This is a genomic window from Pseudomonas sp. CBZ-4, from assembly GCF_000346755.1.
Lineage (GTDB): Bacteria > Pseudomonadota > Gammaproteobacteria > Pseudomonadales > Pseudomonadaceae > Aquipseudomonas.
In genome coordinates, this window is sequence record NZ_ANNV01000084.1 from 16,827 (window position 1) to 41,170 (window position 24,344).

Annotated in this window: 23 protein-coding genes and 1 pseudogene; 13 read left to right on the forward strand and 11 right to left on the reverse strand. The window is 62.0% G+C overall.

Going from position 1 to position 24,344, the window contains the following annotated elements:
• Positions 1-31 precede the first annotated feature (31 nt).
• Positions 32-520, reverse strand: coding sequence for an ATP-binding protein (locus B348_RS0110410; RefSeq protein ID WP_017736061.1), 489 nt, complete (start codon positions 518-520; stop codon positions 32-34).
• Positions 521-691: 171 nt separating this feature from the next.
• Here B348_RS0110410 and B348_RS0110415 point away from each other — a divergent pair, with 171 nt between their 5' ends.
• Complete coding sequence (locus tag B348_RS0110415) at positions 692-1,642, forward strand: transporter (RefSeq protein WP_017736062.1); 951 nt, start codon at positions 692-694, stop codon at positions 1,640-1,642.
• 6 nt (positions 1,643-1,648) lie between these two features.
• On the opposite strand, the gene B348_RS0110420 is transcribed toward B348_RS0110415, so the two are convergent.
• Complete coding sequence (locus B348_RS0110420; RefSeq protein WP_017736063.1) at positions 1,649-2,677, reverse strand: UV damage repair endonuclease; 1,029 nt, start codon at positions 2,675-2,677, stop codon at positions 1,649-1,651.
• Positions 2,678-2,817: 140 nt separating this feature from the next.
• On the opposite strand from B348_RS0110420, the gene B348_RS0110425 reads away from it, so the two are divergent.
• Positions 2,818-3,738, forward strand: coding sequence for a helix-turn-helix domain-containing GNAT family N-acetyltransferase (locus tag B348_RS0110425; protein ID WP_026136707.1), 921 nt, complete (start codon positions 2,818-2,820; stop codon positions 3,736-3,738).
• 38 nt (positions 3,739-3,776) lie between these two features.
• Here the strand turns inward: B348_RS0110425 and B348_RS0110430 are convergent, their stop codons facing one another.
• Positions 3,777-5,180, reverse strand: a complete 1,404-nt coding sequence (locus B348_RS0110430) for an MFS transporter (RefSeq protein ID WP_017736065.1) — start codon at positions 5,178-5,180, stop codon at positions 3,777-3,779.
• Positions 5,181-5,611: 431 nt separating this feature from the next.
• Between B348_RS0110430 and proP the strand changes: the two genes are divergently transcribed.
• Positions 5,612-7,114 carry a glycine betaine/L-proline transporter ProP gene (gene proP / locus B348_RS0110435; protein WP_017736066.1) on the forward strand — a complete coding sequence of 501 codons (1,503 nt, stop codon included), beginning with the start codon at positions 5,612-5,614 and terminating at the stop codon, positions 7,112-7,114.
• 103 nt (positions 7,115-7,217) lie between these two features.
• Here proP and B348_RS0110440 read toward each other — a convergent pair whose 3' ends face one another.
• The gene (locus B348_RS0110440; RefSeq protein WP_026136708.1) at positions 7,218-8,039 is read right to left on the reverse strand and encodes a helix-turn-helix domain-containing protein; all 822 of its coding nucleotides are present in this window, start codon (positions 8,037-8,039) and stop codon (positions 7,218-7,220) included.
• Positions 8,040-8,123: 84 nt separating this feature from the next.
• Here B348_RS0110440 and B348_RS0110445 point away from each other — a divergent pair, with 84 nt between their 5' ends.
• The 4 genes from B348_RS0110445 (at position 8,124) to B348_RS0110460 (ending at position 12,580) form a co-directional block, all read left to right on the forward strand.
• Positions 8,124-9,335, forward strand: coding sequence for an MFS transporter (locus B348_RS0110445; RefSeq protein WP_017736068.1), 1,212 nt, complete (start codon positions 8,124-8,126; stop codon positions 9,333-9,335).
• 108 nt (positions 9,336-9,443) lie between these two features.
• Positions 9,444-10,610: a GGDEF domain-containing protein gene (locus B348_RS0110450; RefSeq protein ID WP_017736069.1), complete on the forward strand. Its 1,167-nt coding sequence runs from the start codon at positions 9,444-9,446 to the stop codon at positions 10,608-10,610.
• Between the two features lie 177 nt (positions 10,611-10,787).
• A complete protein-coding gene (locus B348_RS0110455; RefSeq protein WP_017736070.1) occupies positions 10,788-12,197 on the forward strand; it encodes a PAAR domain-containing protein in 1,410 nt (469 codons plus the stop codon).
• Positions 12,194-12,580, forward strand: a complete 387-nt coding sequence (locus B348_RS0110460; RefSeq protein WP_017736071.1) for a hypothetical protein — start codon at positions 12,194-12,196, stop codon at positions 12,578-12,580. Before B348_RS0110455 ends, B348_RS0110460 begins: the two co-directional genes overlap by 4 nt.
• A 61-nt stretch (positions 12,581-12,641) precedes the next feature.
• Here B348_RS0110460 and iolG read toward each other — a convergent pair whose 3' ends face one another.
• On the reverse strand, positions 12,642-13,646 hold the full coding sequence (gene iolG, locus B348_RS0110465) for an inositol 2-dehydrogenase (RefSeq protein WP_017736072.1): 1,005 nt from the start codon (positions 13,644-13,646) through the stop codon (positions 12,642-12,644).
• A gap of 36 nt (positions 13,647-13,682) precedes the next feature.
• Entirely contained in the window at positions 13,683-14,708 is a 1,026-nt protein-coding gene (locus B348_RS0110470) for a LacI family DNA-binding transcriptional regulator (RefSeq protein WP_017736073.1), read from the reverse strand.
• 122 nt (positions 14,709-14,830) lie between these two features.
• On the opposite strand from B348_RS0110470, the gene B348_RS0110475 reads away from it, so the two are divergent.
• From B348_RS0110475 to B348_RS0110485, 3 genes are read left to right on the forward strand one after another with little or no spacing between them, the layout of a single operon-like run.
• Positions 14,831-15,676 carry an SDR family oxidoreductase gene (locus B348_RS0110475; protein WP_017736074.1) on the forward strand — a complete coding sequence of 282 codons (846 nt, stop codon included), beginning with the start codon at positions 14,831-14,833 and terminating at the stop codon, positions 15,674-15,676.
• Positions 15,676-16,800, forward strand: coding sequence for a phytanoyl-CoA dioxygenase family protein (locus B348_RS0110480; protein WP_017736075.1), 1,125 nt, complete (start codon positions 15,676-15,678; stop codon positions 16,798-16,800). Before B348_RS0110475 ends, B348_RS0110480 begins: the two co-directional genes overlap by 1 nt.
• Before the next feature lie 43 nt (positions 16,801-16,843).
• On the forward strand, positions 16,844-17,767 hold the full coding sequence (locus tag B348_RS0110485) for a sugar ABC transporter substrate-binding protein (RefSeq protein ID WP_017736076.1): 924 nt from the start codon (positions 16,844-16,846) through the stop codon (positions 17,765-17,767).
• Between the two features lie 175 nt (positions 17,768-17,942).
• Here B348_RS0110485 and B348_RS01000000129880 read toward each other — a convergent pair.
• Positions 17,943-18,335: pseudogene (locus B348_RS01000000129880) on the reverse strand (MAPEG family protein); the annotation flags it as partial.
• Positions 18,328-18,624, reverse strand: coding sequence for a DUF2834 domain-containing protein (locus B348_RS0110495; protein WP_017736078.1), 297 nt, complete (start codon positions 18,622-18,624; stop codon positions 18,328-18,330). The pseudogene B348_RS01000000129880 and the gene B348_RS0110495, both read right to left, overlap by 8 nt.
• Positions 18,625-18,707: 83 nt before the next feature.
• On the opposite strand from B348_RS0110495, the gene B348_RS0110500 reads away from it, so the two are divergent.
• Both B348_RS0110500 and B348_RS0110505 read left to right on the forward strand, forming a co-directional pair.
• The gene (locus tag B348_RS0110500) at positions 18,708-19,496 is read left to right on the forward strand and encodes a helix-turn-helix domain-containing protein (protein WP_017736079.1); all 789 of its coding nucleotides are present in this window, start codon (positions 18,708-18,710) and stop codon (positions 19,494-19,496) included.
• Positions 19,497-19,550: 54 nt separating this feature from the next.
• The gene (locus B348_RS0110505) at positions 19,551-21,251 is read left to right on the forward strand and encodes an amidase (protein WP_026136709.1); all 1,701 of its coding nucleotides are present in this window, start codon (positions 19,551-19,553) and stop codon (positions 21,249-21,251) included.
• Between the two features lie 130 nt (positions 21,252-21,381).
• Here the strand turns inward: B348_RS0110505 and B348_RS0110510 are convergent, their stop codons facing one another.
• Positions 21,382-22,119: a CPBP family intramembrane glutamic endopeptidase gene (locus B348_RS0110510; protein ID WP_017736081.1), complete on the reverse strand. Its 738-nt coding sequence runs from the start codon at positions 22,117-22,119 to the stop codon at positions 21,382-21,384.
• Positions 22,116-22,343, reverse strand: a complete 228-nt coding sequence (locus B348_RS0110515) for a DUF6434 domain-containing protein (RefSeq protein ID WP_017736082.1) — start codon at positions 22,341-22,343, stop codon at positions 22,116-22,118. The genes B348_RS0110510 and B348_RS0110515 overlap by 4 nt, the downstream gene beginning before the upstream one ends.
• A gap of 237 nt (positions 22,344-22,580) precedes the next feature.
• On the opposite strand from B348_RS0110515, the gene B348_RS0110520 reads away from it, so the two are divergent.
• Complete coding sequence (locus B348_RS0110520; protein ID WP_017736083.1) at positions 22,581-23,006, forward strand: nuclear transport factor 2 family protein; 426 nt, start codon at positions 22,581-22,583, stop codon at positions 23,004-23,006.
• Position 23,007: 1 nt separating this feature from the next.
• On the opposite strand, the gene B348_RS0110525 is transcribed toward B348_RS0110520, so the two are convergent.
• Positions 23,008-24,333 carry a PLP-dependent aminotransferase family protein gene (locus B348_RS0110525; RefSeq protein ID WP_017736084.1) on the reverse strand — a complete coding sequence of 442 codons (1,326 nt, stop codon included), beginning with the start codon at positions 24,331-24,333 and terminating at the stop codon, positions 23,008-23,010.
• Between the last annotated feature and the right edge of the window lie 11 nt (positions 24,334-24,344).

The window sequence follows — 24,344 nt, forward strand, 5'->3', positions numbered from 1 at the left end:
CACTTCCTGATCAGCCCCTCTCAATTTGCTTCTACTCCGCAGCGAGACGATGCACCTCAATCACCAACCCCTCCTCCTCACTCGGCACACAGAAGTGACGGGTAATCAGATCAAACTCCGCATCCGTCGCCGCAAAATCATGCTCGCCCCGGGCATTCCTGGCGTGCAGCCGGGCGCGGCACGTGGCGTCGTCCAGTTCCAGGTAATGCAGGCAGTGCGGCACCTGGGCCGTCTGCGCCAGGCCTCGCAGCCACTCGCGGTTGGCCAGGGTGTTGGCCGGAAAATCCAGCACCACATTGACCCCCGATTGCAGCAAACGGATCACCAGCGGCTCGAGCACGCCGCGGATACGTTGGGCGCTGCGCAGGTAGTCTGCGATGGAGAGGATCTCCCCCGGATAGAGCTGTGCCAACCAGTGGTCTTCGCTGAGCACAATGGCGGCGTGTTCGGCAGCGAGGCGGTTGGCGAGCGTGGATTTGCCGGAGGCGATCTTGCCGCACAGCAGATGCAGGGTTGGCATGGGGACGTTTCCTTGTGTCGGGTCAAAGAGAATGCCCGCCGCTGCATGGCAGGGCAACGCTCTTCAATCCCTGAACTATGCTCTAGCAGCCATTGGGAGCCCAACGCGTCCGAAGGCACTGGGCGCGGCGGTTGATGCCCGCCATCCATGGCCTTTTGGATAGGAAGTCCTATGACCAGACAGACAAGCGTATTGGGCCTGCTCGCCCTGCTCCCCCTGGCCCTGGCCCACGCCGACGATGGTGGCATCAGCTTCTGGCTGCCCGGCCAGTTCGGCGCACTCGCCGCTGCCCCGGTCACGCCTGGCTGGAGCCTGCCGCTGATCTACTACCACGTCAAAGCCAGCGATGACAAAAACAAGGCCTTCCCACGCGGCGGGCGTACCGTGGTCGGGCTGGATGCGGAGGCCGACCTGCTCTTCGCCAGCCCCACCTACACCTTTGAAACCCCGGTGCTGGGCGGTGCCCAGGCGGCGATTTCGGCGGTGGGTGCGGTGGCGCGGTCCGAAGCCAGTATCGATGCGACGGTGACCGGCCCGCGCGGCCGTTCGTTTTCCGGCGGGACCCACGACAGCCTCAAGGGCGGCAGCGATCTCTACCTGCTCGGCACCTTGAAGTGGAACCATGGCGTGCACAACTTCATGGCCTACACCATGGGCAATATTCCCATCGGCGCCTATGACCCCAACCGCCTGGTGAATATCGGCCTGGGCCACGCCGCCCTGGACGCCGGCGGTGGCTACACCTACTTCGACAAGACCAACGAATTCTCCGCCGTGGCCGGTATGACCTACAACTGGGAAAACCGCGACACCCGCTATCAGAACGGCATCGACGCCCACCTCGACCTCAGCGCCTCGCACTTCTTCACCTCGCAAACCCTGGTCGGCCTGGTCGGCTACTACTTCGAACAAGTCACCGGCGACAGTGGCAGCGGCGCGACCCTGGGGGATTTCAAGTCACGGGTCGCCGGGATCGGCCCGCAGGCCGGGCATTTCTTCAAGGTGAGCGATGAGTTGTGGTACGCCAATATCAAGGGTTATTACGAGTTCGACGCCAAGAACCGCCCCGATGGCTGGAACATGTGGGTGTCGCTGGTCATTCCCCTGAATGGCAAGAAATGACCGCCCTCACGCCGTGCGCCGCTGCCAATGCTCATAGAACGCCAGCGACGCGACGTTCTTGTCCTTGGCCTCCAGCATGATGTCGAACCGGTCGAGAAACTGCAGCGCGTAGTCATTGGTCCAGCGGTTCCACATCTGCGCGCTGTGGCCGTACAGGTCGCGCTTGGACACCACCTGCATCAGCGCATCCATTTCCAGCTTGTGGTCCGCGTCAAAGCCCAACTCTTGCAAGCTCTCCTGCGGCTGGGAGTAATGCATGGTCGGGCGCACACCGCGCCAGCTGTCGATGACCCGCGCGACCCGCTCGGAGTGCGGGTCGATATAGTCGTTTTCATTGATCCAGCAGTGGTGGATATCCAGCACCACCGGCGCCAGGTCGGCGACTTGCAGGCAGTGGTCGAGGCCGTAGGTCTTCTCGTCGTTCTCGAAGGTGATGCAGTTGCGCGCCACGTGCGACAGGCGCGCCCACACCGCACGCGTGCCCTCCACACCCAGGCGGCCGGCGATGTGCACGTTGCACTTGAGGTCCTGGAACCGCTGGCCGTAACCCATCATGCGGATCATGTCGGCGTGGTATTCGAATTCGGCCAGGCTGTTTTCCACCACGCCGGGGTTTTCCGAGCCGAGCACGCAATATTGGCCGGGGTGAAAGGACAGGCGGATATCCGACGCCCGCGCCAGTTCGCCGATGGCGGCAAACCCCTCGATCAACTGCTGCGCGATGGCCGGGTCCTGGTACACCGCGGCGACCTTCGGGTGGCTGTAGAACGGCAACAAATCGCTGCTCAGGCGCAACATGCGCAAGGTCGGCGGCAACCCGGCAACGTAGCGCAGCAGGTGCAGTTGCGCGGCAAGGTTATGGGTGACAACTTCCACCAGCTTGGCGCGGGCCACTTGGGGCGTGACCCCGTCCATCCAGCGCAGGGTGGTGGTGCGCGGGTTGTACGGGCCTTCGATCAACTTCAGGGCACTGGCCGAGAGCAGGCGTTCGGGATGCTTGTATTGGCATGCAAAGCCGATGCGTGGATGAGTCATGGGAGTGCCTGGCGGAGATAAGGGCGGGATGATACGGGGTTAGGTGTTAGGCGACCCAGGAGGTTCAGTGCATTTTGCACATTGACATGATTGCCCAAGGCAACAATATAATTGCCCAAGGCAACCATCTGGACTCCATCATGTCTTCCACCCTCCTTGTCGAACGCGCCGGCATCATCCGTGGTTTCAACCGTTTCTACACGCACCAGATCGGTGTGTTGCAGGAGCACCTGCTGCAAAGTGCCTTCTCGCTCACCGAAATCCGCGTCATGTACGAGCTGTCTTCCCGTGGCGACCTGACCAGTGCCGACCTGTGCCAGATGCTCAGCCTGGATGCGGGCTACCTGAGCCGACTGATCAGCGGGCTCGAAAAGCAAGGCCTGATCCAGAAAGTCCGCTCGGTCACCGACGCCCGCGCCGTGCAATTGCACCTCAGCGACCTCGGCCGCTCGGTGTTGGCGCCCCTAGAGCAAAAGACCCAGGACGAAGTGATCGCCTTGCTGCAGGCCCTGCCCGAACCGCAACAGCAGCAACTGACCGCCGCCATGCAGCGCATCCAGACCCTGTTGCAAGGCACGCCGCCGAGCTTCCTGCTGCGCGATCCGCAGCCCGGCGACATGGGCCTGGTCGTGCAGCGCCAGTCCGCCCTGTATGCGCGCGAGTACCACTGGAATTGGGAGTTCGAAGCATTGGTGGCGGAGATTGTTGCCAAGTACTTGCGCGAATTTGATCCCAGCGGCGAGCGCTGCTGGATCGCGGAAAAGGACGGCGAGGTGGTGGGTTCGGTGTTCGTGGTGCGCCATGACGACAGCACCGCCAAGCTGCGTATGCTCTACGTCGACGCCAGCGCACGGGGCATGGGCATCGGCCAGCGCCTGGTGGATGAGTGCCTGCGGTTCGCCCGGCATGCCGGCTATAAACGCATGGTGTTGTGGACGATGAGCGCGCTGGTGGATGCACGCAAGCTGTACCAGAAGGCGGGGTTTGAATTGGTTGAAGAGGAGCCCACCCAAAGCTTTGGCAAGGAACTGATCAGCCAAACGTGGGCGCGGGACCTCTGAAGCACTCCCGCGCTGCAGGCAGCGCGGGAGGTGACGCATTAAAGGTCAGTGATTTCCTTGTGGCGCGGCACCAGCGTCTTCATCACGCTCCAGGCCACCAGGTACGCCAGCGCACAGATCGCGAACATGATCATGTAGCCCGTATGGATATCGTTGATCGACTTGTAGTAGTCGAACACCCAACCGCCGATCTTGGTCATCACCACGCCGCCCAGGCCGCCGGCCATGCCGCCAATGCCGACCACCGAGGCCACGGTTTTCTGCGGGAACATGTCGGACACGGTGGTGAAGATATTGCACGACCACGCCTGGTGCGCCGAAGCACCCACACCGATCAGCAACACCGGCACCCAGAAGCTGATATAGCCCAACGGCTGCGCCAGCAGCACCACCAGCGGGAACAGGGCGATGATCAACATCGCTTTCATGCGCCCGTCATACGGCGCGTCGCCCCGGGCCATGAAGTAGCTGGGGAACCAGCCGCCACCGATGCTGCCGACCATGGTCATGCTGTACAGCACCGCCAGCGGCATCACGATATCGGCGCCTTTCATGCCGTATTGCGCCGACAGGTACGTGGGCAGCCAGAACAGGAAGAACCACCACACGCCGTCTGTCATGAACTTGCCGAAGGCGAACGCCCACGTCTGGCGGTAGGTCAGCAGCTTGAACCACGAAACTTTTTTCCCCACCGCACCAGTAGGCGCCGGGCTGAATGGCTGTACGGTCTCGTCACTGCGGATGTAGGCCAGTTCCGCCGCCGACAGGCGCTTTTGCCGCTCGGGTTTCTCGTAGAGCGCGATCCACACCGCCACCCACACAAAACCCAGCGCACCAATCACGATAAACGCCGCTTCCCAGCCCCAAAGACCGGCGATCAACGGTACGCAAATCGGTGCCAGGATCGCGCCAACGTTGGCGCCCGAGTTGAAGATGCCGGTGGCGAATGAGCGTTCTTTCTTCGGGAAATATTCGGCCGTGGCCTTGATCGCAATCGGAAAGTTACCCGCCTCGCCAATCGCCAATACCGCACGGGACAGCATGAAACCGGCAATCGACACCGGAATCACCGCCAAACCAATCGCCCCGCTGACGGCGGCGATGCCCTCGCCCATCGGCACCGAGAACGCATGCATGATGGCGCCCGTGGACCAGATGCCAATCGCCACCACATAGGCGGTCTTGGTGCCGATCTTGTCGACCAGGCGCCCGGCAAACAGCATGGAGATGGCGTAGACAAACTGGAACACCGCCGCGATGTTCGCGTAGTCGGTGTTGCTCCAGCCAAATTGCGTGGACAGCTGTGGCGCCAGGAGGCTGAGCACCTGGCGGTCAAGGTAGTTGACGGTGGTGGCAAAGAACAGCATCGCGCAGATGGTCCAGCGATAGTTGCCTACCGCCTGGCCAACGCGCTGGGCGTTGATGGGCTCGTTCAAGTTCATGGCATCACTTTTTTATTTTTGTTAGATAGGACATACGTAACGTCATATGTCGTCGTACAACTACGACTTTTATAGCGGGCCGCTTATGGGCTGTCAATCTGAAAGATTGCGGTTTGTTGAGGTATGTGATGCCCTGGGCAAAAGCAGTTGTAGGATGACAGTCCCAATTCACTCGACACCGCTTGACTGTGGGAGCTGGCTTGCCTGCGATGCAGGCGCCTCGGTCTGTCAGCTAAACCGCAGCGATGCCATCGCAGGCAAGCCAGCTCCCACAAAAGCCAGCTCCCACATTCGATCGGCGTTGTTATTGCGCCTTTTCAATAAAAAACACGCAATCGGGTGAATTATTTCGTGTCCGCTTGTATCTGACCTTTCAGAGCGGTGCCATCGCGGCGATGGCACCTCCCCTGTTCAGATTTAGAGTGGTCCCCATGAAAGCTCGCAAGAAACGCGTCAACCCCATCGGATTGAAAGACATCACCATTGTCGATGACACCAAGATGCGCAAGGCGATCACCGCTGCCGCATTGGGCAATGCCATGGAATGGTTCGACTTTGGCGTCTACGGGTTCGTCGCCTATGTGCTCGGCAAGGTGTTCTTTCCCGACGCCTCCCCTAGCGTGCAGATGATTGCCGCGCTGGGCACCTTCTCCGTACCGTTCCTGATCCGCCCGCTGGGTGGCCTGTTCTTTGGTGCGCTCGGCGATAAATACGGGCGGCAAAAAGTCCTCGCCGCCACCATCGTCATCATGTCCCTGAGCACCTTTGCCATCGGCCTGATCCCCGGATACGCCACGATTGGCATCTGGGCACCGATCCTGCTGTTGCTGTGCAAAATGGCCCAGGGTTTCTCGGTGGGCGGTGAGTACACCGGTGCGTCGATCTTCGTGGCCGAATACGCACCCGACCGCAAGCGCGGCTTCCTTGGCAGCTGGCTCGACTTCGGCTCCATCGCCGGTTTTGTCCTTGGCGCGGGCGTGGTGGTGCTGATCTCCAGCGTGCTGGGCGAAGAGCAATTTGAATCGTGGGGCTGGCGCCTGCCGTTCTTCCTCGCCCTGCCCCTGGGCATCATCGGCCTGTACCTGCGCCACGCCCTGGAAGAAACCCCGGCGTTCCAGCAGCACATGGACAAGCTCGAACAAGGCGACCGCGAAGGCCTCAGCCACGGGCCCAAAGTGTCCTTCAAGGAAGTCGCGACCAAGCACTGGCGCAGCCTGTTGACCTGCATCGGCATCGTCGCCGCGACCAACGTGACGTACTACATGCTGCTCACCTACATGCCGAGCTACCTGTCCCATAACCTGCATTACAAAGAAAACAGCGGCGTGCTGATCATCATCGCCATCATGGTCGGCATGCTGTTCGTGCAACCGTTCATTGGTTTTGTCAGTGACAAGATCGGCCGCAAGCCCTTCATCATCGCCGGCAGCATCGGCCTGTTGGTGCTGTCGATCCCGGCCTTCATGCTGATCACCAGCGGCAAGATCGGCCTGATCTTCGCCGGGCTGCTGATCCTCGCCATCGTGCTGAACTTCTTTATCGGCGTGATGGCCTCGACCCTGCCCGCGATGTTCCCTACCCACCTGCGCTACAGCGCGCTGGCCAGTGCGTTCAACGTCTCGGTATTGATCGCCGGCCTGACCCCGACGGCAGTGGCCTGGCTGGTGGAAAGCACCAACGACCTGTACATGCCGGCCTACTACCTGATGGTGTTTGCCGTGGTCGGCCTGATCACCGGCCTGACCATGAAGGAAACCGCCAACAACCCCCTGCGCGGCGCAGCACCGGCGGCGTCGGACATGGCCGAAGCCAAGGAGCTGTTGCAGGAGCATCACGACAATATCGAGCAGAAGATCGAAGACATCGATGCCGAGATTGCCGAACTGGAAGCCAAGCGCGAGAACCTGGTGCAGCAGCATCCGCGGATTAACTAAGCGGATCGATACTGTCAAAAGCCAGCAGGACAGACCCCCACCTGTGGCGAGGGAGCTTGCTCCCTCGCCACAGGTACACTGGTCCTTCTGAACTGGGTTCGCCCTACCTGAAAAACTGACTCGGCGTCTTGCCAAACTGTTTCTTGAACATGCTGGTAAAGGCGCTGGGGCTTTCATAGCCCAGCTCCAGGGCTACGTCGATAATCTTCTCCCCCACCGCAATGCGCTCCAGCGCCAACAACAAGCGCGCCTGCTGGCGCCATTGGCCGAAGGTCATGGCGGTTTCCTTGCGGAACAGCCGCTGGATGGTTTTCTGGTCCAGGCCCAGACGTTCACTCCAATCGGCCACGGTGGAGGCGTCGCCCGGGTCGTCCTGTAATGCCTGGCAGATCTGCTGAATGCGCAAATCAGCCGGCTGCGGCAACGAGAGCGGCAACGCCGGCAGCAGCGCGAGTTCATCGAGGATCAGGTGCATGATCCGCGCATCCCGCGAGTCCTCGGCATACGGCGGTTTCAGGCTGACCGACGCCTTGATCAACTCACTCAGCAACGGCGAGATACTCACCGCCTTGGTTTCACTCGGCAGGTTGGGGAACGCGTCGGGGCGCACAAACACGCTGCGCATTTTCAATGCCCCTACGCACCGCAGCGAGTGAACCTGCCCGCACGGCATCCAGAACCCACGGTTGGACGGCACCGTCCACTGGCTTTGTGCCGAGTGCACGACCATCACGCCTTCGATGGCGTAGAGTAATTGGTGCTTCTCATGACTGTGCTCGGGGATCACCCAGTTCTCGGGGTAGTCGGTGGCCGAACTGATCACGGCCCAGTCGCCTTCGTCGATTTCCTGTAGAAATTTATCCAGTGATTTGATCATTTCGCCCTTTTTGCGATGATTGCTGCCCGAATTTCGCGAGACAGGCATTTTCGGCAAATCTAGCATGAACACCGAATCATTTTGAAATAGATGGCGAGCTCAAGTACTCGCCACCCTGTATGGAATGCCTGCATGTCGACCCTGACCGCGTCACCCGCTGCTGCCACCACTACGCCCCAAGCCAGCCCCTTGGTCATGCGCATTCTCGGCGCCTGCGCCCTGGCGCACCTGATCAATGACCTGATCCAGGCCGTGCTGCCGTCGATCTACCCGATGCTCAAGGCCAACTACGGCCTGAGCTTTGCCCAGGTCGGCCTGATCACCCTGACCTTCCAGCTGACCGCTTCCCTGCTGCAACCGTGGATCGGCTACCACACCGACCGCCATCCCAAACCGTGGCTGCTGCCGGCCGGCATGGTCTGTACCTTGATCGGCATCCTGATGCTGGCGTTTGTCGGCAGCTTCCCGGCGATCCTGCTCGCCGCCGGCCTGGTGGGCGTGGGTTCCTCGACCTTCCACCCGGAAACCTCGCGCGTTGCGCGCCTGGCGTCGGGCGGTCGCTTTGGCCTGGCGCAATCGACCTTCCAGGTCGGCGGCAACACCGGCAGCGCCCTCGGTCCGCTGCTCGCGGCGGCGATCATCATTCCCTACGGCCAGGGCCATGTGGCCTGGTTCGGCCTGTTTGCGGTGTTTGCCATCCTGGTGCTTTACGGTTTGAGCCGCTGGTATCGCAACCACCTCAGCCTGTTCAAGCTCAAGCAAGGCGGCAAAGCCACCCATGGCTTGTCCAAGGGCCGCGTGACCTTTGCCTTGGTGATACTGGCCGTGCTGGTGTTCTCCAAGTACTTCTACATGTCCAGCCTCACCAGCTACTTCACCTTCTACCTGATCGAGAAGTTCCACCTGTCGGTGGCCAGTTCGCAGATGTATCTGTTCCTGTTCCTCGGTGCAGTGGCCGTGGGCACCTTTGCCGGTGGGCCGATTGGCGACAAGATCGGCCGCAAGAAAGTCATCTGGTTCTCGATCCTCGGCGCCGCGCCGTTCACCCTCGCCCTCCCCTACGTCGACCTGTTCTGGACCGCCGTGCTCAGCGTGGTGATCGGCTTTATCCTCGCCTCGGCCTTCTCCGCCATCGTGGTGTTCGCCCAGGAACTGGTGCCCGGCAACGTCGGCATGATCGCCGGGATCTTCTTTGGCCTGATGTTCGGCTTCAGTGGGATTGGCGCGGCGCTGCTCGGTCTGCTCGCGGATAACCACGGCATCGAGTATGTCTACACGCTGTGTTCGTTCCTGCCGCTGGTGGGCATCCTGACGATATTGCTGCCCTCGACCAAAGGCGTGTGAACCACCGGTCATCGGCATGGCTGAATGCCATGACGATGAGTGTTCTGAAAACCTGCGTGTGCGCTTACAATCCCGGTTTAAACGCACACCAGGCAGACCCGGCTAGACATGACGCTCGACCCTCCTACGATTTTGGCCCTCACCGTGGCCCTGGCCGCCGCTGCTGCCCTGTACCTGGCCGTTGAATGGCGCAGCGTGCGCGAACCGTCGCTGCTGTGCTGGAGCGCCGGTTTCGCGACCATCAGCATCGGCTCCACCCTCGCCTTGCTGCGCAGCAGCGGCTTTCTGATGATCGGCATCTGGTTCGCCAATGGCTTGCTGGTGATCGCCCACTTCCTGTTCTTGCTCGGCGTGGCGCGGTTCACCCAGGCGCGGCTGTCGCGGTGGTGGCTGCTGATGCCCGTCGTGTGGCTGGGCATGTTGCTGTTGCCGGCTGACTTGCCGTGGTCCAAAGCCATGCTGGCGGTGCAGTCCCTGCTGGTGGCGGCGCCGACCTTGTGTGCCAGCAGCCTGCTGCGGCCCCACGGCAAGTCATTGAGCATCGGCGCGGTGCAACTGCGCTATGTGCTGCTGATCCACGGCTCGTTCTATGTGGCCAAGGCGCTGTCGGTGTTGATCCCCGGCACCTTGATCGACCTGGCGGCGTTCAAGGGCGAGATCATCCAGGTGTCGCTGGTGGAAGGCGCGATGGCGATCATGCTGATCGCCTTGTCGATGACCGGCTCGGAGCGCTATCGCCGCGAACAGCAGATCGCCCGCCTCGCCGCCCGCGACCCGCTGACCGCCCTGTACAATCGCCGCGCCCTGGATCTGCGGGCGCCGCGCTTGCTGGCCCAGGTCTCCCCGGCCCGTCCGGGCGCGCTGCTGCTGATCGACATCGACAACTTCAAGCCGGTGAATGACCTTTACGGCCACATCGCCGGCGACCGTCTGCTGATCGCCTTGAGCGAGATGATCCGCGCGGTCGTGCCCCGTGGCGCACTGGTAGCGCGCTTGGGTGGCGATGAATTCGTGATCCTGCTGCACCCGGCCTCCACGGAACAGATCGTCGACCTCGGCAGCCGCCTGCGCGGGCAATTTTTTCAATTCACCTCGCAAACCTTTGCGACCCCGACAGCGGTGACCCTGAGCATCGGTGCCAACCTGTTCGACCAGCCGCCGGCGAGCCTGACGGAATTGATCGAACAAGGAGACACCGCGCTGTATGAAACCAAGCGCGGTGGGCGTGACAGCATTCGGTTGGTGGATCGCACCGGAGCGAGTTCGTTTGGCTAATCGTCGCTGAGGGTGATTTTCACCCTACAGCGACCACCTCTGCACCATCCCTACCTATCCAACTGACTTTTCCTAAGTGATGGCCGGAAGCGTCCGACTGTACTTCGAATATCCAAATTATCAGGGTAACTGCGCAATAAACGCACGTTTACTGACTGCATAAAAAGGACATTTTGAATGAGTGACGGACACTTCATTGGCTTGGGTGACAAAACCACCTGCGGCGGGAAAGTCCTGGATGGCGACCCCAGCATAAACATCTATGGCCTCCTCCACGCTTGTGAGGGAGACCGAGTGACATGCGGAAAGCACCCGGGCATTTTTAAAATACTCGGCGGTATTTCACACATGAACAGCCATGGCAGGCTGATGGCTGGCACGCTGGACAGCTTCAGCAGTTGCCCCTGCCGAGCCCGATTCATTCCCTCGATCTACACGGCGATCTACCGCAACGAAAGCTACGAACGGCCGGCCATGAGACGCGCCGCTGAACCGGCGCCAGTGGCTCAGGCCCGCAGTTCGGCGGCACAGAATCAGTCGACGTACCGTCCTTCGAGTCTTTGGACGCCCTCTGCGCTTAACAGCCCACAAGGTGAAGAACCCGGCTTCTATATCGTGCCCCAAAGCACGACCCGCGACGCTTTGGAGGCCACGTTATTTCCAACGCCAGACCCAGCGGTAATGGCCAAGTTCCGAACACTCAACCCGCGAACAGACAACGTTAAAGCCGGCTCATTGATCGTGCTTAGCGATCCAAACAATTTTCAATGCAACAAAGAAGAAACCCGGTTACTGGCAGCAGCGGCACTCACCCATGACGCTATAAACCCTCTGAGTGCAGCCGATGCGGACTTCATGATGCGCCATCGCGAGCAGCTCCAAAGCTTCCTGGCCCACAGTTCAACCGCTATCGGAGCGGGTGAAACCATGCTCGCGAGGAATCTGGATAGCTTGAAAACAATCTTGCAAGAGTTCGAAGCCCTGCACCAAAAAGCGTTCTTCAAGGATGGGCACTTACGATCACCAGAATTCTTCGCCGAACGTAAAAACCTGCTGGCCCGGCTTGATACCCACCTCACCGCCCTGACCCGCCGAAGCGCCGGCATCCCCGACCATCCCAACCTGAAAACCGCGCTGGGGATATCAAGCCGTAGCCTTGTTCATCGGTGGACGCAAGCCGGGGCACCGGGCCAGATACCTGGCTACGCGACCCATATCCAACAGTTGGCGAAAGCTTCGACGGTGATCAAGCGTGGAGGCTGGGTCGGTACAGCCATTGGGGGTGGGGCTTCTTATATGAAGGTGAAAAACGTGTGTTCTGCGGGTAACGATGAAGCCTGCGAGAAGATCACATTTACCGAAACGGGTAGCTTTGTGGGGTCGCTAGGGGGTGGGGCCTTGGCGGGGGCGGCACTATCAACTGCTGTTGTCGGCGGGCTGTGTGTCGGGTTGGGCATACCAACCGTCGGCATAGCTCCTTTGGCATGCGGGCTCGTCGTCGTTGGCGCAGGCTCTGTCGGGGGAGGCGCCCTAGGCGAAGCATTTGGCGGATGGGTAGGCGAGAAGATCTACGAGACCGCTAAATGACACTGAGCACGGGCGATACAGTTCTTTTAACCATAGCGCTTGCCGACTTCATCGGGATGTTCCTTTGGATCGGCGTATGCCTGCACCTGGCTTATACCCAGGCGGACGTGATGCTGGAACATCTCAAAAACAGTCCGGCAATCACGACTTGGGCACCGATCCTACATGCCGGCCCCTGGGGGAAACTGATGTTCATAGGCGGCATTTGCGGACTCATCACATTCCCGAGCTACCAGCTCAGAAAAGGCCAATTGAGCGCTGAAGACTTAGCGGGCTTCCCCCTTTCCCTCAAACGCAAGTTGGTATTTTTGGAATGGTCCATGATCGGCCTCTTACTGGTCATGATGACCTTTGGCATAGCCATTAAGCTTGGATTGCTTTAACCGCGACTCGTAGCATCAAGGGAAATGGGGCCCTTCCCCATTTCCCCACTGCCACCTACCACTAAAGATCGTAACTCACCGCCACACTGCGCCCACTCTTCACCGACTCCAACGCACAATCCGCCAAGTGCAACGCGTACAAACCGTCGCGCATGGTGGTGGGCAGCGGCTGGCCGCTGTTCAGCGCATCGATGAACTGCGTCAGTTCATTGCGATAGGCATCCGCATACCGCTCCAGGAAAAAATGCTGCAACGGTTCCAGCGCTTCGGTGTGCTCTGCGCTCCAGTGGCGCAAGGTAGTCGGCCGATGGTTATCGGTGAGCAGCACGCCGCTGGCGCCCGAAACTTCGACCCGCTGGTCGTAGCCATACACCGCCTGGCGGCAGCAATTGATATGACATTGCTTGCCCGAGGCGGTGCGCAGCAGCACCATCACGCTGTCGTAATCGTCGATCTCGGCCAGGCTGGGGTCCACCAGGCGGCTGGCGATGGCGCTGACTTCCACCGGTTCTTCGCCGAGCAGATGGCGCGCGGTGTCGAAGTCGTGGATGGTCATGTCGCGCAGGATGCCGCCGGAGTGTGCCAGGTAGTCACGCGGGGCCAGGCCGGGGTCGCGGCTGGTGATGATCACTTGGCGCACGGCGCCGATCTGCCCGGCATCCAGGGCTTGGCGCAGGCGCAGCATGTCGGGGTCGAAACGCCGGTTGAAGCCGAGCATCACCTGGCCGCCCTGGCGCTCAACGGCCTTTGCCGCGCTGCGCGCCTTGGCGATATCGAGGTCGATGGGTTTTTCGCAGAGCACCGCCTTGCCCGAAGCCACCGCTGCCAGCAGCAGGTCGATATGGGTGTCGGTGGGCGTGCCGATGACCACGGCGTCAATATCGTCACGGCTGAGCACGGCGGCGCAATCGTAAGCCGCCTCGCAGCCCAATTGCGTGCTCAGCGCATCGACCCCCTCGCGCCAGGGATCGGCCACCAGCACCAGCGTGGCATTCGGGTGGGCGGCGACGTTGGCGGCGTGGATCTTGGCGATGCGCCCGGCACCTAGAACGGCGATTCGTAGCATGGTGAATACTCCTGGTTTTGTTGTTGGGGGAGAGATTCAGTCCGGCAGGTTGAACGGCGTGACGATCTGCACCTGTGAAGGCGCAATCGGCCCGGCCTTCCACAGCCGATGAAATTGCAGGATGTGCAGGAACACGCTGCGCGCGTCGATCTGCAGGTTGTGGTCGATGATCGCGGCGACTTTTTCTTCGCGCAGCAGCTGGCGGTTTTCTTCGTCGAGGTCGTGGCCGATAAACACGTCCAGTGGGCGTCCGAGGGCGGCGAAGGCATCGACAATCGCACGGTTGCCGCCGCCGACGCTGTACACCGCCTTCAACTCGGGATGCTGTTTCAGCGCCTGGGTCACGCGTGCGAAGGTGCGATCGTAAACGCCATATCCGCCGCTGATGTCCAGTACCCGCAGGTGCGCCGCACGCCCACGCAACCAGGCGCGAAAACCCATTTCACGCTCTTCTTCGCCACGGAACAACTCGCTGCCGATCACCACGGCGACGTCCTGGGCTAACGCCGGCAACCAACGCGACATCAGGTACGCAGCGGTCTGCCCAGCCGTGCGGTTGTCCATGCCGACGTAGCCGATGCGCTCGCTTTGCGGCAGATCGGTCACCAGGGTGACCACCGGAATGCCCGCCGCGATCAGTTGCTTGACCGCCTGGTTTACCGCCGGTTCATCGGCGGCCTTGAGCACCACACCCTGGCTGCCGGTGTCGAGACAGCGCAGCAGTTGGTCGTGCATGGCCTGGGGTTCGATCTCTTCGAACAGGTGAAAACGCGGGGCAATCCGAAACGGCGCCAGGCTGGCCAGTTGCGCGACGATCGCCGCCTGCACCGCTGCACTGAAGCGCTTGGGCGTGTGCATGATCACGTCCACATGAAAGGTACGGCCAACCGCCAGGCCGTTTTTTTCCTGGGACTCCAGCTCATCCAACGCCTGCTCGATGCGCCGCCGGGTCTGCGCATGCACGCTGCCGCGCTGATGCAGCACACGATCGACCGTGGCTTTGCTGACGCCCGCCTGGGTCGCGAGTTGCTTGATGGAGAAGTGTTTTGCGCGTTCGAGCATGGGGTTGGCCTGAGGTGTTTTTGAGGTCTTATTTGGGCGTTACTGAGGTTTCGCAATGCTAGTCTCAGTTTTGCCCGGCGTCGAGCCGGGCGATGCACAACAACAAAAATCAGGAGAACTGCATGCCTAACACCGATCTCGCCACCACGTTCAGCGGCCAATACTTTGTCGTCACCGGCAGCACCCAAGGCCTCGGCGCCGCTGTCGCGCATACCCTGGCGCAGCGCGGCGCCGCCGGCCTGATCATCTGCGGGCGGCGCCGCGCCCAGGGCGAGGAGCAGGTGCGGCAGTTGGCCCAGTTGGATTGCCAGGCGTTTTTCGTCGAGGCGGACCTGGAGAAGGTCGAGGATTGCCGGGCGATCATCGACGCGGCGCGCACCCACTTCGGCACCTTGCACGGCTTGGTGAACTGCGCCGGCATGTCGGATCGCGGCACCATCCTCGACACCTCGCCGGAGCTGTTCGACAAGCTGTTTGCGGTGAATGTACGGGCGCCGTTTTTCCTCATGCAGGAAGCACTGAAGTTGATGATCAGCAAAGGTGTGGAAGGCGCCGTGGTGAATATCCAGAGCGTCACCGGGCATGGCGGGCAATCCTTCTTGAGCGCGTATGCGGCGTCGAAGGGCGCGCTGGCGATCCTCACCAAGAACGTCGCGTTCAGTGCGCTGCGCAACCGTATCCGCGTCAACGGTTTGAACATCGGCTGGATGGACACGCCCCACGAGGATGACATCCAGCGCCAGTACCACGGTGCCCAGGACGGCTGGCTGGCAGAGGCGGAAAGCGCGCAGCCGTTCGGGCGCCTGCTCAAGCCCGAGGAAGTGGCCCGCAGCGTGGCGTTTTTGCTGTCCAGCGAATCGGGGATGATGACCGGCTCGGTGATCGACCTGGAACAAGGCGTGGTCGGCTGCACCGACGGCGGCAGCCCACAACCGCACCAGGCCTTGAGCCTGCCAGGGGGTGTGTGATGTCGGCGTTTGTCAGCGCTGAGTCCGTGTGCCTGGCGGACTTCAGCCAGCTTTGTGCGCAACAGGCGCGGGCCGAGGATTACCCGCTGTGCCAGGAGGTGCTGAGCAATGTGCCGATCTATCAGGCCCAAACCCTGCGCAACAGCGACCGCCGCAGCGTGATGAACGAACTGCACCGGCTGTTCCGTGACGGGCCGGGGGTGATGGTGGTGCGCCGGGCCTATGAAGATTTGGAAGTGGTGGACCGGCACAGCCAGGTGTTCGAGGCGATCTTTGCCAACGAGGCCGCCCAAGGCGTGGCCGCCGACCACTTTGCCAAGGCGGGCAGCAACGGGCGCATCTGGAACTCGTTGCAGAAGGCCGCGTTGCAGTCGCCCGAGTCGTTTGTCGAGTACTACGCCAACCCGCTGCTGGGGCTGATTGCCGAAGCGTGGCTGGGGCCGAGTTTTCAGGTCACGGCGCAGGTCAACGTGGTGCATCCCGGCGGCCAGGCGCAGCAGCCGCACCGGGATTACCACCTGGGTTTCCAGACCAATGACGTGGTGGAACGCTTTCCCCTGCCGTTGCACGTGCTGTCCCAGTATCTGACGCTACAAGGCGCGGTAGCCCACACGGATATGCCACTGGAAACCGGGCCGACCCAACTGCTGCCGTTCTCCCAGCAATACGCCCTGGGTTACCTGGCGTGGCGCCGCGAAGAGTTTATCGACTACTTCCAGCAACACGCCGTGCAGTTGCCGCTGAACAAGGGCGACCTGCTGTTCTTCAACCCGGCGCTGTTCCATGCCGCCGGCACCAACCGCACCGCCGACCGCCAGCGCATGGCCAACCTGCTGCAAATTTCCTCGGCGTTCGGCAAACCCATGGAAGCCCTCGACCGCGACCGCATGATGCTCGCGGTGTACCCGGCGCTGCTGGCCAATCCGGCCCTGGATGCCGAGGCCGTGATCGCGTGCACGGCGGACGGTTATGCCTTCCCCACCAACCTCGACACCGACCCACCGCTCAAAGGCCTGGCCCCGCAAACCGGGCAACAGCTGATGCAGCAGGCGCTGAACGAACGCTGGCCCCCCGCGGACTTTGCCGCGGCGGTGGCGCAGATGCGCGCCAAGCGCCAGGCCTGAATCACCCCTGCTTTAACAACAACAATAACAGCGGAGCAAAACCATGAAGAAGCACCTCCTTGCGGCACTGTTTACCCTCGCCGTCACACCGTGGGCGCTGGCCGATATCCGTATCGGCGTGAGCATCGCCCAAGTCGATGATGTATTCCTCGCGCAGATGCGCGACTACATGGCCGCCCACGCCAAGGAGTTGCCCGGCGTGACCCTGCAATTCGAAGATGCCCAGGGCGATGTGGTGCGCCAGCTCAACCAGGTGCAGAACTTCACCGCCCAGGGCATGGATGCGATCATCGTCAACCCGGTGGACACTGCTGCCACGGCGAAGATGAGCAGCAACGCCCAGCAGGCCAAGACCCCGCTGGTCTACGTCAACCGCCGCCCGGATGCCCGGCAACTGCCGCCGGGTGTCGGTTATGTGGGCTCGGATGAGGTCAAGGCCGGGGAGATCCAGATGCGCTACCTGGCCGAGAAAATGGGTGGCAAGGGCAACCTGGCGATCATGCTCGGGCTGCTGTCCAACAACGCCACCCACAACCGCACACTGGGGGTGAAGACCGTGCTCAAGGAGTACCCGGATATCAAGATCGTCGAAGAACAAACTGCGGAATGGCAGCGCAACAAGGCAATCGACCTGATGAACAACTGGATCGTCTCCGGGCGCAAGATCGACGCAGTGGCGGCGAACGCCGATGAAATGGCGATTGGCGCCGCCATGGCCATCAGCCAGGCCGGCATGCAACCGGGCAAGGACATCCTCGTGGCCGGCAGCGACGGCGGCCCAGCCGGGTTGGACGCGGTGAAAAAAGGCCAACTGCTGGTGACGGTGTACCAGGACAACAAGGGCCAGGCGGTGGGCTCGATTGATCTGGCGGTGAAGATGGTGAAGAAGGAACCGTACACGGCTGAACTGACGATTCCGTATCAGCAGATCACCAAGGACAACTACCAGGCGTTCCTCAACCCCTAAGCTCGAACGCTCCCACATCTTGACTTGTGAACCCGCTCAAATGTGGGAGCTGGCTTGCCTGCGATGACGGCAGCACTGGCAACATCTCTACCAGCAGCTCCGCCGCCATCGTAGCCTCGCCAAGGCTCGACAACTCCCACACTTGATCGGAGGTGTTCTCCACAATCCTGGCTCCGAGGCCGAACAGGCATGCCACACCCACGCCATAGGCCAGGGTGCGCCAGGGTTGCCATCCCATCAGATACGCCAAGGTATGCACCACCCGCGCCAAGGTGAACACACCGAACAGCCACAGGGTCGCAGCGCTGTCAACCTGCTGCGCGACACACAACCCGCCCAGTACAAAAAACAGCGGGATATTTTCCAGGTCATTCGCCCACGCCTTCGTCGCCCTGCCGACTTGCGGCAGCTCCTCGCGCTGCGGGCTGCGCTTGAAAAAAGCCGCATCCTCACGATTGGTAAACGCCCGCCCCCGTAGACGGAAATATCCCTGATAACAGGAAATCGCGAACATCTTCAGACACAGCACCAACACGCATACCGCATAGGCCGGTAAAAGATCATTCATCCCTGAACCCCTTCACCACGATGTAAAGCAGCGGCCCCACCGACACAAACACCGCCGTCAGCAAGATATAAGGTAGCGCCGAGCGCCCTCGCCCACGCGCATCCCGATACATCCACACACACGCCAGCGCCGCCATCAAATACAGGTCAATCACCACCTGCGCCGTGTCCGGCCGTGCCATCAATTCCCGCCCAAACGCCAGCAGCGACTGCTCGGCCGTCAGCATCGTGAACAGGGTATACAGGGTAAATCCCAGCAAACCGGCCAGGGCTATGTAGGGTCTTTTCATGGTCTCGTCCTTGGAATGATCAAGGCCCACGTTAGTGATAAGGTTGCGCCCCTCGCAATGACCTCGGAGGTCATGAACCGCTCATGGACAACCCAGCTACCGCCGGCGAACAGCTGCGCCAATTGCGCCGCCAGGCCAAGCTCAGCCAACTCGACCTGGCCCTGATCACCGGGGTTTCCCAGCGCCATCTCAGTTGCCTTGAAACCGGCCGCGCCAAACCCAGCCCGGCCACGTTGCACAATCTGCTGACAGCGTTGGAAACGCCGCTGGAGCAGTGCAACCGCGTCTTCCTCGCCGCCGGTTTCGCCCCGCGCTACGGCGCCACGCCGCTTGACGCGCCGTCCATGACGGCGATTCGCGAAGCCGTCAGCCATGTGCTGCACGCCAACAATCCCGCGCCGGCGATCCTGCTGGGCAGCCAGTGGGAGGTGTTGGCCGCCAACGCGAGTACCAGCGTGTTGTTTGGCTTGGTGGGCATCCCGCCTGATGCGGCCGCTGGCTTGAACCTGCTGGGCACCCTGCTGCAACCCGGCGGCCTCGGCGATCACCTGATCAATAGCGAAGAGATCCGCACCCTCGCCTGGCAACGGGCTACCCGCGAAGCATTGAGCAATCCCGGGCTGGCGGCCTTACTCGCAGATTTACCCGCGCCAACGGGCAGCGAGCTGCCACGGGAAATGCCGCCCCTGGTGCTGACCCGCATCCGCTCAAGCCAGGGCGAGCTGAACTTCCTGTCCACCTTCACCACCTTTGGCATGCCCCAGGACATCACCCTCACCTCCTTGCGTATCGAACATCTGATTCCAGCCGACCCACACACCTGGCAGATAATGCGCACCGCCTATGCGGACTATTCGGCGCTGGTTTTGTGAAATATCTGTACGTAGACTGCCGCCATACCCCCACTTGAAGGCGGCGAAAAAAACGTGATGCAAGTAACCGAAGTCTCCATTGCCCAATTGCGCGCTGCGCTGGAATCCGGCCAGACCACGGCCGTTGAACTGGTCCAGGCGTACCTCGCGCGGATCGAAGCCTATGACGGCCCGCAGACCGCCACCGCGTTGAACGCCGTGGTCGTGCGCAACCCGCAAGCCCTTGAAGAAGCCCAGGCGTCCGATGCGCGCCGGGCCAGGGGCGCAACCTTGGGGCCATTGGATGGCATTCCGTACACCGCCAAAGACAGCTACCTGGTCAAGGGCCTGACGGCAGCATCCGGCAGCCCGGCCTTTGCCAAGCTTGTCGCGCACCGCGATGCCTTCACCATCGAGCGCCTGCGCGCCGGTGGGGCGATCTGCCTGGGCAAGACCAATATGCCGCCGATGGCCAACGGCGGCATGCAGCGCGGCGTGTATGGCCGCGCCGAAAGCCCCTACAACGCCAACTACCTGACTGCACCGTTTGCCTCTGGCTCGTCCAACGGTGCCGGCACCGCCACCGCCGCAAGCTTTGCGGCGTTCGGTTTGGCGGAAGAAACCTGGTCCAGCGGGCGCGGCCCGGCGTCCAACAATGGCCTGTGTGCCTACACCCCGTCCCGTGGGGTGATTTCGGTACGTGGCAACTGGCCGCTGACGCCAACCATGGACGTGGTCGTGCCCTACGCGCGCACCATGGCTGACCTGTTGGAAGTGCTCGACGTGGTGGTCGCCGAAGACCCCGACACCCGAGGCGACCTGTGGCGCCTGCAACCCTGGGTGCCGATCCCCAGCGTCGCGTCGGTACGCCCGGCGTCCTACGCGGAACTGGCGGTGGATGCCGCCGCCCTGGCCGGCAAGCGCTTCGGCGTGCCGCGCATGTACATCAACGCCGATGCCGACGCTGGCACCAGCGAGAAACCCGGCATCGGCGGCCCCACCGGGCAAAAGATCAACACCCGCGCCACGGTGATCGACCTGTGGCAGGCCGCGCGCCAAGCGTTGGAAGCGGCCGGTGCCGAAGTCATCGAGGTGGATTTCCCGCTGGTGTCCAACTGCGAAGGCGACCGCCCCGGCGCACCGACGGTGTTTACCCGTGGCCTGGTGTCCAAGGAGTTCCTCCACGACGAGTTGTGGGAATTGTCCGCGTGGGCCTTCGACGATTTCCTGCGTGCCAACAGCGACCCGAGCCTCAACCGCCTGGCGGATGTGGACGGGCCGAACATCTTCCCCCACGACCCCGGCACCTTGCCTAACCGTGAAGACGACCTCGCCGCCGGCATGGACGAATACGTGCGCATGGCCGAGCGCGGCATCACCCCGTGGAACGAAATCAGTACCGTGCCCGATGGCCTGCGCGGCCTGGAGCAAACCCGCCGGCTGGACCTGGAAGACTGGATGGACACGCTTGGCCTCGACGCCGTGCTGTTCCCCACCGTGGCCGACGTGGGCCCGGCGGATGCGGATGTGAACGAAGCGTCGGCGGACATTGCCTGGAGCAATGGCATCTGGGTGGCCAACGGCAACCTGGCGATCCGCCACCTGGGCGTGCCGACGGTCACCGTGCCGATGGGCGTGATGGCGGACATTGGCATGCCGGTCGGGCTGACGTTTGCCGGGCGCGCCTATGACGATTCGGCGTTGCTGCGCTTTGCGGCGGCGTTTGAGGCGACGGGCAGCAAACGCCAGGTACCGCCGCGTACGCCGCCGTTGTAACAGGCCAGACGCGGTAAAAAATGTGGGAGCGGGCTTGCCCGCGATGGCGGTGGGTCAGTTGGCAGATCTTTTGCTGAAAGACCGCTATCGCAGGCAAGCCAGCTCCCACATTATTTGACCGTATTTCAAATCAGGGGATGTAGGGCACCGCAATCAGCAAGATCGCCGTGCCATGGGCCACCGCCGCTGGCAACACGCCATAGCGCATGCGCACCAACGCGCACGCCAAGCCTTCGATCAAGGTAAACAGCAACACCGGCCAACCCAGTTGCGTCACGCTCAACGCCAGGAACGCATGGCACGCCGCAAACGCCACGCCACTGATCAACGCCGCGCGCAGCAGCGTGACGTGTTGTTCCAGATAGCCCTGCAAAAACCCACGGAACAACACTTCCTCCAGTGCGTTGGCGCCAAACGCCAACACCACCATGCCCGGCAACCACACCCAATAACCATGGATAGCCGACGCGTCGATGCCTTGATAAATCCGCAGCGGCACGCCGATCAAGCACCCCACCAGCAGCCCGCACGCCAAGCCAATGCCAGGGCGGCCGAGGGTCCAGCGGATCAACCGCCACAGGTCCGGCGCGATGCGGGCCAGCAGCATGATCAGCAGCACCGACAGCCAGCCCAGCATCGCCAGCACAAAGGCATTGGCGCTGAAGGCGATCTGCACCTCGCTGCCCAATGCCCACATGCCCAACGGTGTCATCACGTCGCGCATCAGCACAAACGCGGCCAGCAGGATCAGGATGCGCATGGCCGGCAGCGTCTTGGGCGTCAGCGCAAACCACAGGCCGAACAGCAGCAGGCCGGGGGTCAGGTGGCTGGCGTAGTCGACCAGCACCCACATGCCTTCGGTGATCACACGCGCAACTCCTGGGGATCAGGGTTGCGGCGCTGCCATTCATCCACGACATCGCCCAGGTTCTTGGCGATATCGTTGCGAATCCAAGCCATGAAAGGACGATCGAATTTAAACCCCGGGCCGCAGTGTTCCAGCATGAAGCGGCGCACATTCTGGGTGTTTTTGTAGCCAGGGGTGACGGGTGTGGCGCGGGTGAGGGTGTCGCTGTGCCAGTCAAAATCCATTTTGTCGCTCGGGCGCGTTGTTGTATGGGCGACAGCATAGCGATGTGCCATCTAGCCAGGAAGAATCCACCCAGATTATTTGATGTGTTAGGACGTCGTACGTATTCTGTCGCCGCCATAATGCCTAATAATTTCAAGATATTTCAAAATTTCACTTTCTTTCGCCCTGAAAAATACGGCATGGTTGTACGACGACTAAAGCTGTCGTATTCACCCCACAACAACAAGGAAACACCCATGCCCAACGTCAAAGTGTTGATCGGTTTTCTGTGCCTGTTCAGCGGCTATGTGGCTGCCGCTCCCGCGGAAAAGGACGTGGCCCAAGCGGTCGATCAACTGACCCAGGCCATGCTGCACCTGGACCTCAAGCAGCTGCATGCACTGACCTCCGACACGCTCACCTACGGCCACTCCAGCGGCAAGGTGCAGAACAAGGCGCAGTTCATCGCCGACCTGGAAACCCACACCAGCGCCTTCAAGACCCTGGAAATGCAGAACCAGACCATCAGCCTGAACGGCGACACCGCCCTGGTGCGCAACCACTTTCACGCCCTGGCGGTGAACAGCGGCGTCGAAGTGCCCACTGACATCGACAACTTCCAGGTCTGGCAGAAGCAGCATGGCAAATGGCTGCTGATCGGGCGCCAGGCCTACAAGTACTGATTTACCACGCCACCACCTTGCGCACCTTCACCAGCGCTTCACGCAGCGCCGGCATCGCCACCGAGCCCAATGCCAGGCGCAACGCGTGGGGCACCTGGGCCGACACCGCAAACGGCTCGGCGGTGGACACGGAAATATGCTCGCGCTGCAAGGTCATGGCGACCTGATCAGCGCGCACCTCTTCCGCCAGCGGCAGCCACAGGAAATACGATGACGGGTGACTGATGTAAGCCAGCCCGGTCAGTACCTGCGCCGCCAAGGATTGGCGCGCCCGGGCATCCTCGCGCTTTTGCGCTTCCAGCTGCGCGACGGTGCCGTCTTCGATCCAACCCACGGCAATCGCGCTCATCACCCCCGGCACGTTCCAGGTGGTGGCCATGATCGTGCGCTCCACTACTTTCACCCACTCGGCCGGCGCCGCAACAAACCCGACCCGGAGCCCCGTCGCGACACTTTTCGACAACCCACCCACGTAGACGGTGCGCTCCGGCGCCAAGGTGGCCAGGGGCGGCGGCGGGTTTTCGGCGAGAAACGCGTAGGCCGCATCCTCGATAATCATCAGACTGTGCTGGCGGGCAATGGCCACCAATTGCTCGCGTTGCTCCAGGCTCATGACCCAGCCCAGCGGGTTATGCAGGGTCGGCATGCTGTACACCGCGCGCACCGGGCGCTTGCGGCACAGCTGCTGCAAGTAGTCGAGATCCGGGCCTGCGGGCGTCACCGGAATCGCGACGATCTCCAGGTGCAAGGTCTCGGCCAGCACCTTGAAGCCTGAATAGGTCAACGCATCCACGGCGATCACATCCCCCGGCTTGAGCAGCGCCATCATCGTCACCGCCAACCCGTGCTGGGCGCCGCTGACCACCAGCACCTGCTCGGCCTCCACCGCCAGCCCTCGGCTCAACAGGTGCCGGGCCACCACCGCGCGCTCATGGATGCGGCCGGCGTGGGGCTGATACCGCAACAACGCCTCAAGGTCGCCGGACAATGCCAACTGGCGCAGGGCCGTGCGCAACAGATCCGCCTGGCCCGGCAGTGACGGGTAGTTGAAATTCAGGTCCAGCATGCCCGTCGCGACGGTCATCTGCCCGCTGCCCTGCCCCGGCGGCAACGCGATCTCACGCACAAAGGTGCCACGCCCGGTTTCACCGCTGACCAGGCCCATCGCCTCAAGCTCGGCGTACACGCGGCTGGCGGTGACTAGCGCCAAGCCATGCTCGGCGGCCAATTGCCGATGGGTCGGCAGGCGCGTGCCGGGCGGCATGTCGCCATTGCGGATGGCAGCGGCAAAGGTATCGACCAGCGACTTGTAGCGGGCGCGCGGCATAGGGCTGTATC

Bases quoted from the DNA above. Each gene is read 5' to 3' on its own strand.
- B348_RS0110515 (WP_017736082.1), bottom strand. From the start codon at position 22,343: ATGGATTTTGACTGGCACAGCGACACCCTCACCCGCGCCACACCCGTC.
- B348_RS0110525 (WP_017736084.1), bottom strand. From the start codon at position 24,333: ATGCCGCGCGCCCGCTACAAGTCGCTGGTCGATACCTTTGCCGCTGCC.
- B348_RS0110520 (WP_017736083.1), top strand. From the start codon at position 22,581: ATGCCCAACGTCAAAGTGTTGATCGGTTTTCTGTGCCTGTTCAGCGGC.
- iolG (WP_017736072.1), bottom strand. From the start codon at position 13,646: ATGCTACGAATCGCCGTTCTAGGTGCCGGGCGCATCGCCAAGATCCAC.
- B348_RS0110410 (WP_017736061.1), bottom strand. From the start codon at position 520: ATGCCAACCCTGCATCTGCTGTGCGGCAAGATCGCCTCCGGCAAATCC.
- B348_RS0110450 (WP_017736069.1), top strand. From the start codon at position 9,444: ATGACGCTCGACCCTCCTACGATTTTGGCCCTCACCGTGGCCCTGGCC.
- B348_RS0110460 (WP_017736071.1), top strand. From the start codon at position 12,194: ATGACACTGAGCACGGGCGATACAGTTCTTTTAACCATAGCGCTTGCC.
- B348_RS0110425 (WP_026136707.1), top strand. From the start codon at position 2,818: ATGTCTTCCACCCTCCTTGTCGAACGCGCCGGCATCATCCGTGGTTTC.
- B348_RS0110470 (WP_017736073.1), bottom strand. From the start codon at position 14,708: ATGCTCGAACGCGCAAAACACTTCTCCATCAAGCAACTCGCGACCCAG.
- B348_RS0110495 (WP_017736078.1), bottom strand. From the start codon at position 18,624: ATGAAAAGACCCTACATAGCCCTGGCCGGTTTGCTGGGATTTACCCTG.
- B348_RS0110480 (WP_017736075.1), top strand. From the start codon at position 15,676: ATGTCGGCGTTTGTCAGCGCTGAGTCCGTGTGCCTGGCGGACTTCAGC.
- B348_RS0110415 (WP_017736062.1), top strand. From the start codon at position 692: ATGACCAGACAGACAAGCGTATTGGGCCTGCTCGCCCTGCTCCCCCTG.
- proP (WP_017736066.1), top strand. From the start codon at position 5,612: ATGAAAGCTCGCAAGAAACGCGTCAACCCCATCGGATTGAAAGACATC.
- B348_RS0110430 (WP_017736065.1), bottom strand. From the start codon at position 5,180: ATGAACTTGAACGAGCCCATCAACGCCCAGCGCGTTGGCCAGGCGGTA.
- B348_RS0110420 (WP_017736063.1), bottom strand. From the start codon at position 2,677: ATGACTCATCCACGCATCGGCTTTGCATGCCAATACAAGCATCCCGAA.
- B348_RS0110455 (WP_017736070.1), top strand. From the start codon at position 10,788: ATGAGTGACGGACACTTCATTGGCTTGGGTGACAAAACCACCTGCGGC.
- B348_RS0110475 (WP_017736074.1), top strand. From the start codon at position 14,831: ATGCCTAACACCGATCTCGCCACCACGTTCAGCGGCCAATACTTTGTC.
- B348_RS0110500 (WP_017736079.1), top strand. From the start codon at position 18,708: ATGGACAACCCAGCTACCGCCGGCGAACAGCTGCGCCAATTGCGCCGC.
- B348_RS0110485 (WP_017736076.1), top strand. From the start codon at position 16,844: ATGAAGAAGCACCTCCTTGCGGCACTGTTTACCCTCGCCGTCACACCG.
- B348_RS0110445 (WP_017736068.1), top strand. From the start codon at position 8,124: ATGTCGACCCTGACCGCGTCACCCGCTGCTGCCACCACTACGCCCCAA.
- B348_RS0110440 (WP_026136708.1), bottom strand. From the start codon at position 8,039: ATGCCTGTCTCGCGAAATTCGGGCAGCAATCATCGCAAAAAGGGCGAA.